General features: G+C 64.3%; 12 protein-coding genes. 10 read left to right on the forward strand and 2 right to left on the reverse strand.

The genetic code is table 11. The annotated features are described in order from the left end of the window. Nucleotides 1-57: 57 nt before the first annotated feature. Nucleotides 58-789: a ComF family protein gene (locus JKP78_RS19420; protein ID WP_186690525.1), complete on the reverse strand. Its 732-nt coding sequence runs from the start codon at nucleotides 787-789 to the stop codon at nucleotides 58-60. Nucleotides 790-878: 89 nt separating this feature from the next. On the opposite strand from JKP78_RS19420, the gene bioB reads away from it, so the two are divergent. From bioB to JKP78_RS19465, 9 genes are all read left to right on the forward strand, one after another. Beyond that, on the forward strand, nucleotides 879-1,937 hold the full coding sequence (bioB, locus tag JKP78_RS19425) for a biotin synthase BioB (protein WP_170027915.1): 1,059 nt from the start codon (nucleotides 879-881) through the stop codon (nucleotides 1,935-1,937). Between the two features lies 1 nt (nucleotide 1,938). Next, complete coding sequence (gene bioF / locus JKP78_RS19430) at nucleotides 1,939-3,111, forward strand: 8-amino-7-oxononanoate synthase (protein WP_186690526.1); 1,173 nt, start codon at nucleotides 1,939-1,941, stop codon at nucleotides 3,109-3,111. Beyond that, nucleotides 3,104-3,835 (forward strand): alpha/beta fold hydrolase, encoded by a 732-nt coding sequence (locus tag JKP78_RS19435; RefSeq protein WP_170027917.1) that lies wholly within the window; start codon nucleotides 3,104-3,106, stop codon nucleotides 3,833-3,835. Before bioF ends, JKP78_RS19435 begins: the two co-directional genes overlap by 8 nt. Next, nucleotides 3,828-4,646 (forward strand): malonyl-ACP O-methyltransferase BioC, encoded by an 819-nt coding sequence (bioC, locus tag JKP78_RS19440; RefSeq protein WP_200627280.1) that lies wholly within the window; start codon nucleotides 3,828-3,830, stop codon nucleotides 4,644-4,646. Before JKP78_RS19435 ends, bioC begins: the two co-directional genes overlap by 8 nt. A 10-nt stretch (nucleotides 4,647-4,656) precedes the next feature. Beyond that, nucleotides 4,657-5,337 (forward strand): dethiobiotin synthase, encoded by a 681-nt coding sequence (bioD, locus tag JKP78_RS19445; protein ID WP_170027919.1) that lies wholly within the window; start codon nucleotides 4,657-4,659, stop codon nucleotides 5,335-5,337. A 194-nt stretch (nucleotides 5,338-5,531) separates the two neighbouring features. After that, nucleotides 5,532-5,828: a pyrroloquinoline quinone biosynthesis protein PqqE gene (locus JKP78_RS19450; RefSeq protein WP_170027920.1), complete on the forward strand. Its 297-nt coding sequence runs from the start codon at nucleotides 5,532-5,534 to the stop codon at nucleotides 5,826-5,828. Nucleotides 5,829-6,112: 284 nt separating this feature from the next. Continuing rightward, nucleotides 6,113-7,918 (forward strand): phenylacyl-CoA dehydrogenase, encoded by a 1,806-nt coding sequence (locus JKP78_RS19455; protein ID WP_186690533.1) that lies wholly within the window; start codon nucleotides 6,113-6,115, stop codon nucleotides 7,916-7,918. 180 nt (nucleotides 7,919-8,098) lie between these two features. Further along, nucleotides 8,099-9,382 (forward strand): GGDEF domain-containing protein, encoded by a 1,284-nt coding sequence (locus JKP78_RS19460; RefSeq protein ID WP_200627282.1) that lies wholly within the window; start codon nucleotides 8,099-8,101, stop codon nucleotides 9,380-9,382. A gap of 122 nt (nucleotides 9,383-9,504) precedes the next feature. After that, the gene (locus tag JKP78_RS19465) at nucleotides 9,505-11,283 is read left to right on the forward strand and encodes an acyl-CoA dehydrogenase C-terminal domain-containing protein (protein WP_200627284.1); all 1,779 of its coding nucleotides are present in this window, start codon (nucleotides 9,505-9,507) and stop codon (nucleotides 11,281-11,283) included. A 280-nt stretch (nucleotides 11,284-11,563) separates the two neighbouring features. On the opposite strand, the gene JKP78_RS19470 is transcribed toward JKP78_RS19465, so the two are convergent. Further along, nucleotides 11,564-12,487, reverse strand: a complete 924-nt coding sequence (locus tag JKP78_RS19470) for a LysR family transcriptional regulator (RefSeq protein WP_170027924.1) — start codon at nucleotides 12,485-12,487, stop codon at nucleotides 11,564-11,566. Nucleotides 12,488-12,697: 210 nt separating this feature from the next. On the opposite strand from JKP78_RS19470, the gene JKP78_RS19475 reads away from it, so the two are divergent. Beyond that, a complete protein-coding gene (locus tag JKP78_RS19475; protein WP_186690537.1) occupies nucleotides 12,698-13,978 on the forward strand; it encodes an aspartate aminotransferase family protein in 1,281 nt (426 codons plus the stop codon). Nucleotides 13,979-14,000: the final 22 nt, after the last annotated feature.

A 14,000-nucleotide genomic window follows, 5' to 3' on the forward strand; every position in this document is an offset into this window, starting at 1 on the left:
CTCCACGGCAACGCTCTCCGTGCAGGAACCGGCTTGCCAGCGATGGTGCCCCTGAGATCACACATGACCCGGCTTGGGCGTGCGTGCCAGGCAATACACATCGACCTGCCGCGCCCCGGCCTTGCGGAGTACTTCGGCAACCGCCTGCGCGGTGGCGCCGGTAGTCAGCACGTCATCGACGATGGCGACATGCCTGCCCGTCAACTCGCCTGCCACGGCGAACGCCTGGCGCAAATTGCGCCGCCTTGCCGATGCATCCAGTTGCTGTTGTGCAGGAGTGTCGCGGGTGCGTGCCAGCAACCGTTCGTCGCAATGTATGCCGAGTTGTGCCGACAACCAGCGCGCCAACATGCCTGCCTGGTTGAAGCCGCGCTCGCGCAGTCGACGCCTGGCCAGGGGCACCGGCAACAGCAGGTCGGGCCGGGCCAGCCCTTCGGCGAAGCGATGCAGCAAGCCATGCCCGAGCATTTGGGCCATCAGTCGCCCCAGGGGCCACTGGCGCTTGTGCTTGAAGCGGCTGACCAGCGTGTCTACCGGAAAGCCGAAATGCCACAGCGCAACCACCCGCTCGAAAGCCGGCGCACGGCGGCTGCACTGCGCGCAGGTCAGGCCAGCCATTGGCATGGGCAGGGCGCAGCGCAGGCATTGATCAACCAGCCAGGGCAGCTCCTGTTCGCAGGCGACGCACAACGGGTAGGCCTGCTCGGCACGTTCGTCGCACAATAGACACGTTTGATTAATAATTAACCACTTGTAAACCAGCCTTTTCCATTGCGGTTGACAGTTCATAGGCCTTCCATGACTATGCGAGCTATCCGTGATGCGCTGGCGGGCTTTCCTATCCCGGCGCCAGCTACAGCCTAAACAAGGAAACACCGATGAGCGCCAGCACAACTGCAACAACACGTCACGACTGGTCCCTGGCCGAGGTCAAGGCGCTGTTCCAGCAACCGTTCAATGACTTGCTGTTCCAGGCGCAGACCGTGCACCGCGCGCACTTCGACCCGAACCGCGTGCAGGTTTCGACCTTGCTGTCGATCAAGACCGGCGCCTGCCCGGAAGATTGCAAATATTGTCCGCAATCCGGCCACTACAACACCGGGCTGGAAAAACAGAAGCTGATGGAAGTGCAGAAGGTGCTGGAAGAAGCCGCACGCGCCAAGGCCATCGGCTCCACCCGCTTCTGCATGGGCGCGGCCTGGAAGCACCCGTCGGCCAAAGACATGCCCTACGTGCTGGAAATGGTCAAAGGCGTGAAGGCCATGGGCCTGGAAACCTGCATGACCCTCGGCAAGCTCGACCAGGAGCAGACCAAGGCCCTGGCCCAGGCCGGCCTGGATTACTACAACCACAACCTCGATACCTCGCCGGAGTTCTACGGCAGCATCATCACCACCCGCACCTACAGCGAGCGCCTGCAGACCCTGGCCTACGTGCGTGATGCCGGGATGAAGATCTGTTCCGGCGGCATCCTCGGCATGGGCGAGTCGCTGGACGACCGCGCCGGCCTGCTGATCCAGCTGGCCAACCTGCCCGAGCACCCGGAGTCGGTACCGATCAACATGCTGGTCAAGGTCGCCGGCACGCCGCTGGCCGAGGAAGAGGACGTCGACCCGTTCGACTTCATCCGCATGCTGGCGGTGGCGCGTATCCTCATGCCCAAGTCGCACGTGCGCCTGTCGGCCGGCCGTGAGCAGATGAACGAGCAGATGCAGGCCCTGGCCTTCATGGCGGGCGCCAACTCGATCTTCTACGGCGAAAAACTGCTGACCACTGCCAACCCGCAGGCCGACAAGGACATGCAACTGTTCGCACGCCTGGGCATCCAGCCCGAAGCACGTGAGGAACATGCCGACGAAGTGCACCAGGCAGCCATCGAGCAGGCGCTGGTCGAGCAGCGCAGCAGCGAGATGTTCTACAACGCCGCGTCTGCCTGAGATGGCCTTCGACCTGGCCGCGCGCCTGGCCGAACGGCGCGCGGCGGACCTGTATCGGCAGCGGCCACTGCTGCAGAGCCCGCAGGGGCCGCAAGTGGTGGTCGACGGCCAGCCCCTGCTGGCCTTCTGCAGCAACGATTACCTGGGCCTGGCCAACCACCCGCAGGTGATTGCCGCCTGGCAGGCCGGCGCCGAGCGCTGGGGCGTCGGTGGTGGCGCCTCGCACCTGGTGGTCGGCCACAGCACCCCGCACCATCAGGTGGAAGAGGCCCTGGCCGAACTCACCGGGCGCCCGCGCGCGCTGCTGTTCTCCACCGGCTACATGGCCAACCTGGGCGCTATCACTGCGCTGGTGGGGCAGGGTGACACGGTGCTGCAGGACCGTTTGAACCACGCTTCGCTGCTGGATGGCGGGCTGCTCAGCGGGGCCCGTTTCAGCCGCTACCTGCACAACGACCCGGCCAGCCTGGCCAGCCGCCTGGACAAGGCGGTCGGCAATACCCTGGTGGTGACCGATGGCGTGTTCAGCATGGACGGTGACCTGGCCGACCTGCCGGCACTGGCCGCTGTCGCCAAGGCGCGCGGCGCGTGGCTGATGGTCGACGATGCCCATGGCCTGGGCTCCCTCGGCAATCAGGGCGGCGGTGTCGTCGAGCACTTCGGCCTGGGCGTGGATGAGGTTCCGGTGTTGATTGGCACGCTGGGCAAGGCGTGCGGTACCGCCGGTGCCTTTGTCGCTGGCAGCGAAGAACTGATCGAGGCGCTGGTGCAATTCGCCCGCCCCTACATCTACACCACCAGCCAGCCACCGGCGCTGGCCTGCGCCACGCTGAAAAGCCTGGAACTGTTGCGCCGCGAAACCTGGCGCCGCGAGCACCTGGCGGCGTTGATTCGCCAGTTCCGCGAGGGCGCGCAGCAGATCGGGCTGCAATTGATGGACAGCCCGACGCCGATTCAGCCGATCGTCATCGGCGACAGCGCGCAGGCCCTGCGCCTGTCGCGCATGCTGCGCGAGCGCGGCCTGCTGGTGACGGCCATCCGCCCGCCTACTGTACCGGCGGGTAGCGCACGCCTGCGGGTGACCTTGAGCGCCGCCCACAGTGAGGCGCAGGTGCAGCTATTGTTGAATGCATTGGCCGAGTGTTATCCACAGTTGGAGAGCGCCGATGCGTAATCGACTTGTTCTGTTGCCCGGCTGGGGCCTGGGCACTGCGTCCCTGGAGCCGCTGGCCGCCAGCCTGCGCGGCCAGGACGCCCGCCTGCAGGTAGAGCTGATGCCCCTGCCGGAGCTGCCTCACAGCGATGTCCAGGCCTGGATCGAGTACCTCGATCGCAAGCTGCCGAACGATGCCTGGCTGGGTGGCTGGTCGTTCGGCGGGATGCTGGCCAGCGCCCTGGCGCACAAGCGCGGCGACCACTGCTGTGGCCTGCTGACCCTGGCCAGCAACCCTAGTTTCGTCGTGCGCCCGGGCTGGCCCCACGGCATGGCCGAAGATACCTTCGGCACCTTCCTCGACGGCTGCCGTAGCCATACCCAGGTCACCCTCAAGCGGTTCCGTACGCTATGCAGCGACGGTGCCCAGCAACCCCGTACCCTGCTGCGCCAGTTGGGTATCGGCGTGCCGGACACCGACCCGTTGTACCTGGCCACCGGCCTGGAAGTGCTGGCCAAGCTGGATACCCGCGAAGCCCTGCAGGCCTACGCCGGCCCGCAGCTGCACCTGTTCGCCGGCAGCGACGCACTGGTGCCGGCAGAAGCGGCTAAAGCCCTGAGCGAGCTGTTGCCTGATGTGGAAGTGGGCCTGGTCGAAGACAGTTCCCACGCGTTCCTGCTGGAGTACCCGCAGGAGCTGGCGGCGGGCATCAAGAGTTTCCTGCATGAGAGTGGCGATGACTGACCTTTCCCGTCCGACCCTGCCTGGCGCACTGCCCGACAAGCGCCAGGTGGCGGCTTCGTTCTCCCGCGCTGCGGCCAGCTATGACAGCGTGGCGGCGCTGCAGCGTGCCGTGGGCCTGAACCTGCTGGCGCAGTTGCCGCAAGGCCTGCAGCCGTCGCGCTGGCTGGACCTGGGCAGCGGCACCGGCCACTTCAGCCGGGCGCTGGCCGAGCGTTTCGCCGCCGCCAGCGGCGTGGCGGTGGATATCGCCGAAGGCATGCTGCGCCATGCGCGCAACGAGCAAGGTGGGGCGCACTATCACGTCGCTGGCGATGCCGAGCGCTTGCCGTTGCGGGATGCCAGCGTCGACCTGGTGTTTTCCAGCCTGGCGGTGCAATGGTGCGACCAGTTTGCCAGCGTGCTGGCAGAAGCGCGGCGGGTATTGCGACCGGGCGGTGTGCTGGCCTTCAGTAGCCTGTGCGTGGGTACCCTGGATGAACTGTGCGCCAGTTGGCAGGCGGTGGATGGCCTGGTGCATGTGAACCGCTTCCGTCGCTTCGAAGACTACCAGCGGCTGTGCGCGGCCAGCGGCCTCGAGCAACTCCAACTGCAGCGTTGCCCGCATGTGCTGCACTACCCTGATGTGCGCAGCCTGACCCACGAACTGAAGGCCCTGGGTGCGCACAACCTGAACCCAGGGCGGCCGTCCGGGCTGACGGGCCGGGCGCGCATGCAGGGCTTGCTGCAGGCCTACGAGGCGTTTCGCCAGCCTCAAGGGCTGCCAGCCACTTATCAAGTGGTCTATGGTGTGTTGCGCAAGACACAGGCGTGAGGGGAGCGAGATGAGCCAGGCCTATTTCATTGCCGGTACCGATACCGACGTTGGCAAGACCACCATCGCTGCCGGGCTGTTGCATGCGGCGCGCCTGCAAGGCTTGAGTACGCTGGGGGCCAAGCCGGTGGCGTCGGGTTGCACGATGACGGCGAAAGGGCTGCGCAACAGCGATGCCCAGGCGCTGATCGATGAAAGCTCGATCAAGCTGCCCTACGAGCAGGTCAACCCGTTTGCCTTCGAGCCGGCTATCGCACCCCATGTGGCAGCACGTGAGGCGGGGGTGACCCTTGCGGTACCGGAGCTGCTCGCGGCGATGCGCAATGTGCTGCAACAGAATGCCGATTTCACCCTGATCGAAGGGGCCGGCGGCTGGCGCGTGCCGTTGTCGGGGCAGGCCAACCTGTCCGACCTGGCCATTGCCCTCAAGCTGCCGGTGATCCTCGTAGTGGGGGTGCGGCTGGGGTGCATCAGCCATGCCCTGCTCAGCGCCGAGGCAATCGCCCGTGACGGGCTGCAACTGGTGGGATGGGTAGCGAACATCATCGAACCCCGTACTTCGCGGCTGGAAGAGAACCTGGCCAGCCTGGCTGAGCGGTTGCCGGCGCCTTGCCTGGGGCGGGTGCCCAAGCTCAAGCAGGCCAGCGCCGATATGGTGGCCGAGCATCTGCAGCTGGATCTGCTGGATTAGGCGGTTCCAGGCCAGGCCCCTCCGCGGGCACGGCCGCTCCGGCAGGTACTGCGCGGGGTTCAGGTAATCGGGCTACCAGGTATACCCAGGGCCTATCGAATGGCACCAGGCCATTAGGGATTTAAACGGGCCTTTTTGCGCCCGGCCTGCTTTAATTGGGCCTGTTCGTCATCCAGCGTCAATGGAGTCCTGACATGGAAATCACCGGTAGCTCCGCCTACTACGCAGGCCTGAGCGCAATCCAGACCGGCCAGAACCGCGTCGATCAGGCTGCCAGCCAGATTGCCAATACCACCGCCGAACGTTCTGCCACCAGCCAGTCCAGCGACTTTCAGGCTGAACGCTTGCGCGCGGTCGACCGCAGCCAGCAGATGGACCTCGCCACCAGCACCGTGCAATTGGCCGTGGGCAAACATGAGGTCGAGCTTGGCGTGAAGATCGCCAAGGCATCCGACGAAATGCTCGGCCGGTTCATCGATACCTACGCCTGATACGGCGGCCTTTCCCGAACCCGACGCTATCCCTGTGGGAGCGGCTTTGCCCGCGAATGCGTCCGCCCGGACATCTCTGTTTTCCGGGCTGGCCCATTCGCGGGTAAACCCGCTCCCACAGGGGTTGTGTCATGGCTTGGCGTTTTTGCCATTTTTCGTGGCGTAAATGGCACCATAGTCCATCCTTGACATAAGACGGAGCTAAACGTAAGTTTCAAACAACTGTTTGATCGTTGCCGCATGGCGCGCGTCACCCCACAGAACTCACCTAGAGGTTCATCGCAATGCCTGACTACAAAGCCCCCTTGCGTGATATCCGCTTCGTTCGTGACGAACTGCTCGGCTATGAGGCGCACTATCAGAGCCTGCCGGGTTGCCAGGACGCCACGCCCGACATGGTCGACGCGATCCTTGAAGAAGGCGCGAAGTTCTGTGAGCAGGTGCTGTCGCCGCTGAACCGTGTGGGTGACCAGGAAGGTTGCACCTGGAGCGAATCGGGCGTGAAAACCCCGACTGGCTTCAAAGAGGCCTACCAGCAGTTCGTCGAAGGCGGCTGGCCGAGCCTGGCGCATGATGTCGAGCATGGTGGCCAGGGCCTGCCGGAGTCGCTGGGCCTGGCCCTGAGCGAAATGGTCGGTGGGGCGAACTGGTCGTGGGGCATGTACCCTGGCCTGTCCCATGGCGCGATGAACACCATTTCCGCGCACGGTACCCCTGAGCAGCAGCACACCTACCTGACCAAGCTGGTCTCTGGCGAGTGGACCGGCACCATGTGCCTGACCGAACCGCACTGCGGTACCGACCTGGGAATGCTGCGCACCAAGGCCGAGCCCCAGGCCGACGGCAGCTACAAGGTGTCGGGTACCAAGATCTTCATTTCCGCCGGTGAGCACGACATGGCCGATAACATCGTCCATATCGTCCTGGCCCGCCTGCCGGATGCACCGGCCGGCACCAAGGGCATCTCGCTGTTCATCGTGCCGAAGTTCCTGCCTGACGCCGAAGGCGGCGTGGGTGAGCGCAACGGCGTCAGCTGCGGCTCGATCGAGCACAAGATGGGCATCCACGGCAACGCTACCTGCGTGATGAACTTCGACGGCGCCACCGGCTTCCTGATCGGCCCGGCCAACAAAGGCCTGAACTGCATGTTCACGTTCATGAACACCGCCCGGCTGGGTACCGCACTGCAAGGCCTGGCGCATGCCGAAGTGGCCTTCCAGGGCGGCCTGAAGTACGCCCGTGAGCGCCTGCAGATGCGTTCGCTGACTGGCCCGAAAGCACCGGACAAGGCGGCTGACCCGATCATCGTCCACCCCGACGTGCGTCGCATGCTGCTGACCATGAAGGCCTTCGCCGAAGGCAACCGTGCAATGGTGTATTTCACCGCCAAGCAAGTGGACATCGTCAAGTACAGCCAGGATGAAGAGGAGCGCAAGAAGGCCGATGCCCTGCTGGCCTTCCTCACCCCGATCGCCAAGGCGTTCATGACCGAAGTCGGCTTCGAGGCCGCCAACCATGGCGTGCAGATCTACGGCGGCCACGGTTTCATCGCCGAGTGGGGCATGGAGCAGAACGTGCGCGACAGCCGTATCTCCATGCTGTACGAAGGCACCACCGGCATCCAGGCCCTGGACCTGCTTGGCCGCAAGGTACTGATGACCCAGGGCGAAGCGCTGAAGGGCTTCACCAAGATCGTGCACAAGTTCTGCCAGGCGCAGGAAGGCAACGATGCGGTGAAGGAGTTCGTCGAACCGCTGGCGGCTCTGAACAAGGAATGGGGTGAGCTGACCATGAAAGTGGGCATGGCCGCCATGAAGGACCGTGAAGAAGTGGGCGCGGCCTCGGTCGACTACCTGATGTATTCCGGTTATGCCTGCCTGGCCTACTTCTGGGCCGACATCGCCCGCCTGGCCGCCGAGAAGCTGGCTGCCGGCACCAGCGAAGCGGCGTTCTACACCGCCAAGCTGCAGACTGCGCGCTTCTACTTCCAGCGTATCCTGCCGCGTACCCGTACCCATGTGGCAGCGATGCTGTCGGGTGCCGACAACCTGATGGCGATGGACGAGGAAAGCTTCGGCCTGTCCTACTGATTCAACAGTTGTAACTGAAACCCGCCTGCCTTCACCGGCAGGCGGGTTTTTTTGTGTTTCAGGCCCGGCGCGGCCCCTTTTGCAGGGGCAGTGCCTGATTTGAAATTCAACTGTTCATGTGCACTGCCGATGAAGTATGGGCACAATGCCACCATTGATCTGCCGGGTTGGAGATTACCCTTGCTTCGTCTTAATGCTGTTCGCGCGAGCCACTTCCTGCCTTCGCTGATCCTGTTGCTGGCAGGCCTCGCCGCGGCTTATGTGAGAGACCTCAGTGTCTTTTTCACATCGCTGTTCAATGTCCTGCCCACCTTGGTCCTGCTGCTGGGCGGCGCCTATTGCGCGGTATACCGTCGCCAGCGCGAGCTGTTCCTGATGCTCACGGTGTATATCGCCTACTTTTTGCTCGACACCCAGACCGACTTCTACCGTGACCATGGTCGCGTACGCGAGGATGCGGCGTTGGTCTTCCACTTGGTGTGCCTGTTGCTGCCGGCCCTGTTCGGACTGTATGGCGCCTGGCAGGAGCGCACCCATTTGCTGCAGGACCTGGTCGCCCGTGGCGCCGTGCTGTTTGCCGTCGGCAGCGTGGCGCTGGCCCTCGAGCAAAGCTATCCCGAAGCGCTGCTGACCTGGCTGGCAGAAATCCGTTGGCCGTCCCTGCATGGCCAGTGGATGAGCCTGATCCAGATGGTCTACCCGCTGTTCCTCGGCGTATTGATCCTGCTGGTGGTGCAGTACCTGCGCGCTCCCCGGCCGCTGCACGCCGCGTTGATCTCGGGCCTGCTGGGTATTTTCTGGATGTTGCCGCAAACCTTCATCCTGCCGTTCACCCTGAACATCATGTGCAGCCAGGTGATGCTGATGATCGCGGCTGCGGTGGCCCACGAGGCCTACCAGATGGCCTTCCGCGACGAGCTGACCGGCCTGCCCGGGCGCCGCGCGCTGAACGAGCGCATGCAACGCCTGGGGCGCAACTACGTGATCGCCATGACCGATGTGGACCACTTCAAGAAGTTCAACGACACCCACGGCCACGATGTCGGCGACCAGGTGCTGCGCCTGGTCGCCAGCCGCCTGTCCAAGGTGACCGGCGGTGGCCGGGCCTACCGTTATGGTGGCGAGGAGTTTGCCTTGGTGTTCGCTGGCAAGACCGCCGAAGAATGCGTGCCGCACGTGGAGGCGGTGCGCGAGGTGATCGCCAATTACGTGATGCACCTGCGCGACCCGCATAGCCGCCCGCAGGACGATACCGCCGGGCGCCAGCGGCGTGCAGGCAGCAGCGGTGGGACGGTGTCGGTCACCATCAGCATCGGCGTAGCCGAGCGCCAGGCCGAGCATCGCAACCCCGAGGCTGTGCTGAAATCCGCCGACCAGGCGCTGTATAGCGCAAAGAGCGCAGGGCGCAATTGTGTCATGGTGCACGGGCAACAATCGCAGCGTGGCGCGGTGCGCATGGCGTGACTGAAACTGACTGTACGGTCTGTTGATGACCCTATGTGTCGTAAAAGTTGTTCGGTTACACTGCTCGTTACCCAGTGTCGCGGTTCCCCGAGACCGCCCCGACCGACTAGCGAGAGGTTGTCATGGCTGAATATAAAGCGCCCGTGCGCGACATGCGCTTCGTACTGAATGAAGTCTTCAACGTGGCCGAGCAGTGGGCGCAACTGCCCGGGTTGGCCGAGGTTGTCGATGCCGACACAGCCATGGCGGTGTTGGAAGAAGCCGGCAAGGTCACTGCCAGGTCCATCGCGCCGCTCAGCCGCGCCGCCGATGAAGAGGGCTGCCACTGGGACAATGGTGCCGTACGCACCCCGGCCGGCTTCATCGAGGCCTACAACACCTACGCCGAGGGTGGCTGGGTGGGGGTGGGTGGCGACCCGATGTTCGGCGGCATGGGCATGCCCAAGGCCATTTCGGCCCAGGTAGAAGAAATGGTCAACGCCTCCAGCCTGGCGTTCGGCCTTTACCCGATGCTGACCGCCGGTGCCTGCCTGTCGATCAATGCCCACGCCAGTGAAGCACTGAAGGAAAAGTACCTGCCGAACATGTACGCCGGTGTGTGGGCGGGCTCCATGTGCCTAACCGAGCCGCACGCGGGTACCGACCTGGGCATCATCCGCACCAAGGCCGAGCCACAGGCCGACGGCAGCTACAAGGTCAGCGGCACCAAGATCTTCATTACCGGGGGTGAGCACGACCTGACCGAGAACATCATCCACCTGGTGCTGGCCAAGCTGCCAGATGCACCGGCGGGGCCGAAAGGCATTTCGCTGTTCCTGGTGCCGAAGTTCCTGGTCAATGAAGACGGCAGCCTCGGCGCGCGCAACCCGGCCACCTGCGGCTCCATCGAGCACAAGATGGGTATCCAGGCTTCTGCCACCTGCGTGATGAACTTCGACGAAGCCGTCGGCTATCTGGTCGGCGAGCCGAACAAGGGCCTGGCGGCGATGTTCACCATGATGAACTACGAGCGCCTGGGCGTGGGTATCCAGGGCCTGGCCTCGGCCGAACGCAGCTACCAGAACGCCGTGGAATACGCCCGCGAGCGCCTGCAGAGCCGCGCCCCGACCGGGCCGCAAGCCAAGGACAAGGCCGCCGACCCGATCATCGTCCACCCGGATGTACGCCGGATGTTGCTGACCATGAAGGCACTGATCGAAGGTGGCCGAGCCTTCTCCACCTACGTGGCCATGCAGCTGGACAGTGCCAAGTACAGCGAGGACGCCGGCGTGCGCAAGCGCAGCGAGGAGCTGGTGGCATTGCTGACGCCGGTAGCCAAGGCCTTCCTCACCGACCTTGGCCTGGAGTGCGCGGTGCACGGCCAGCAGGTGTTCGGCGGGCATGGCTACATTCGCGAGTGGGGGCAGGAGCAGTTGGTGCGCGATGTGCGTATCACGCAGATCTACGAAGGCACCAATGGCATCCAGGCCCTGGACCTGATGGGGCGCAAGGTGGTGGCCAGTGGTGGCGCGTACTACCGCCTGTTCTCCGACGAGATTCGCCAGTTCATTGCCAGTGCAGGTAGCCAGCTGGAGGAATTTGCCAAGCCGCTGGCGGCCGGCCTCGACCAGCTCGACGGGCTGACCGAATGGGTGCTGGAGCAGGCCAAGGGCAACCCGAATGAGATCGGCGCGGCTTCGGTCGAGTACCTGCACGCCTTTGGCTATGTGGCCTACGCCTACATGTGGGCGTTGATGGCGCGGGCGGCGCAGGCCGGTGACGGGGATGAGGCGTTCTACGCGGGTAAGCTGGGTACGGCGCGGTTCTACTTTGCGCGGTTGCTGCCACGGGTGGATTCGCTGGTGGCTGCCGTGAAGGCGGGCAGTGAATCGCTGTACCTGCTGGATGCTGAGCAGTTCTGACAGGTTATGGGGCCGCGCAGCGGCCTCGATTCCCAACCGGCATGCGAACAATCTGCTCGTGTAAGCTTTTTCCTACATGACGTGGTGACTTTTCACCACTGTTCTCACATTGGATCCACGGTTAATCTTTCCCACATGGACGTTGCGCAGGAAGCGCAAAGTACAGATCACGGAAGACAACGAAGGAACACCTGCCAGGATGGCGGGGCGATACGGATGTCACAGGGAAACAGTCTGGAAAACCCCGCTTAGGCGGGGTTTTCTTTGTGCCCGCGTTTTTTCAAGCGAGCACATCCAGTGGCGATGTCCCCAACAGGCGGGCGTCGGTTTCTTCCTCCAGCAGCGTGCGCAGCAGCTCCACTGAGGCCTGCTGGCGCTGGGCATCGCGAAACACCAAGCCCACCTTCAGCGGCACGCGCGGCTCGCTCAAAGGCTTCCACAACAACGCCTGGTCATCCTCGGCGGCCTCCTTGGCCCGGCCCGGCAGGATGGTCGCCAACGCCGTGTGGGCCAGGCTGTCGAGTATCCCGGCCATGTTGTTCATTTCCGCCTGTACCTGCGGCCGACGCCCCTGGCTGGCCAGCTGCGCCTGCCAGATCTGGCGGATCTGGAATTCTTCCCCGAGCATCAGCATGGGTAGCTCGGCGGCCTGGCGGATGGACACTTTCTTGAAGTCCTTCAGCGGGTGCGTAGCGGGGATGACCAACTGCAGCTCATCTTCGTACAACAACAGGCCATGCAACCCCGGCTGGCGTGGCGGCAGGTAACTGATGCCGATGTCCAGGCTACCGTTGAGCAGGCGCCGTTCGATTTCCAGCCCCGACAGTTCGTAGATCTGCACCACAAGGTGCGGCTGTGCCCTGCGCAGGCGTTCGAGCAGTTGCGGCACGAGGCTGGGGCGCACGGTCTGCAGCACACCGATGGCCAGGGTGCGTAGCGACTGGCCCTTGAAGTTGCGCATCGCCTCGTGTGCGCGCTGCAGGCCGTCGAGCAGCGGCAGGGCATGGTTGTACAGGGTGTGTGCGGCCAGGGTCGGCAGCAGGCGCTTGTTGCTGCGCTCGAACAGGCTCAGGTCGAGGCTGTGCTCCAACTGGCGGATCTGTTGGGAAAGCGCCGGCTGGGACAGTGACAGGCGCTCGGCGGCGCGGCCCACATGCCCCTCTTCATACACCGCGACGAAATAACGCAGTTGGCGAAAATCCATAAGTGATACTTATCGAAAATGCTGGAAAAACGAAATGGTCGAAAACCCCCGCGAGGCCTAGTCTATCGCTGTATTCCAAAGGGTTACAGCAATCAATGATTCGATTGTTACCTTGGATGAAAAACACTTTTGATAGGAAAGGCAAAATATCGAGTGGCGGCAAGCAGACCGCACCGACAACGCCTTCTACCGTGATTGGTTGGAGCCCTGATGAACCTGTTCAAGCTGCGCCGCCCGGCCCTCTCCGCCGTCGCCGAGCCCAAGCGTGCGCCGGTGATCGTGCCGGAAGCGCCGCAGCTGTCGCATGAGCGACTGATGCCTGGCAGCGAACGCGCCGCGCAGGTATTCGTACGTGGCCAGGGTTCCTGGCTGTGGGACAACGACGGGCATGCCTACCTGGACTTCACCCAGGGCGGCGCGGTCAACAGCCTGGGGCACAGCCCCAGCGTGCTGGTCAAGGCACTGGGCAACCAGGCCCAGGCGCTGATCAACCCGGGTTCGGGTTTCCGCAGCCGTGGTTTGCTGGAGTTGGCCGACCGCCTGTGCCAGAGCACCGGCAGCGACCAGGCCTACCTGCTCAACAGCGGTGCCGAAGCGTGCGAGGGCGCGATCAAGCTGGCGCGCAAGTGGGGTCAGCTGCACCGCAACGGCGCCTATCACATCATCACCGCCAGCCAGGCGTGCCACGGCCGTAGCCTGGGGGCGCTGTCGGCATCCGACCCATTGCCGTGCAATCGTTGCGAGCCCGGCCTGCCCGGCTTCAGCAAAGTGCCGTTCAACGACCTGGCGGCGCTGCACGCCGAAGTCAATTCGCGCACCGTGGCGATCATGCTGGAGCCGATCCAGGGCGAGGCGGGTGTCATCCCGGCGACGCAGGAATACCTCAAGGGGGTGGAAACCCTCTGCCGCGAGCTGGGCATCCTGCTGATCCTCGACGAAGTGCAGACCGGCATCGGCCGCTGTGGTGCGCTGCTGGCCGAAGAAAGCTATGGCGTGCGTGCCGACATCGTCACCTTGGGCAAAGGCCTGGGGGGCGGTGTGCCACTGGCAGCGTTGCTGGCCCGGGGCACGGCGTGCTGCGCCGAACCTGGCGAACTGCAGGGTAGCCACCATGGCAATGCGCTGATGTGTGCCGCAGGCCTGGCTGTGCTGGACGCCGTGCAGGAGCCTGGCTTCTTTGCCCAAGTGCAGGACAACGGGCGCCACCTGCGCGAAGGCCTGAGCCGCCTGGCCGGGCGTTACGGCCAAGGGGAAGTGCGCGGGCAGGGTCTGCTGTGGGCACTGCAGCTGAAAGAGAGCCTGGCCCAGGAGCTGGTGAGTGCAGCCCTGCACGAAGGCCTGCTGCTCAGTGCGCCACAGGCGGATGTGGTGCGCTTCTCGCCGGCCCTGACCGTGAGCAAGGGCAACATCGACGAAATGCTGCTGCGCCTGGCCCGCGCCTTTGCCCGCCTGCACGCCCGCCAGCAGGCGCGCCGGGAAATGCCGGCATAGCGGGTTGGCGAAACCGAGAATT

Source organism: Pseudomonas sp. LAM2023, assembly GCF_016620375.1.
Taxonomy (GTDB): domain Bacteria; phylum Pseudomonadota; class Gammaproteobacteria; order Pseudomonadales; family Pseudomonadaceae; genus Aquipseudomonas; species Aquipseudomonas anuradhapurensis.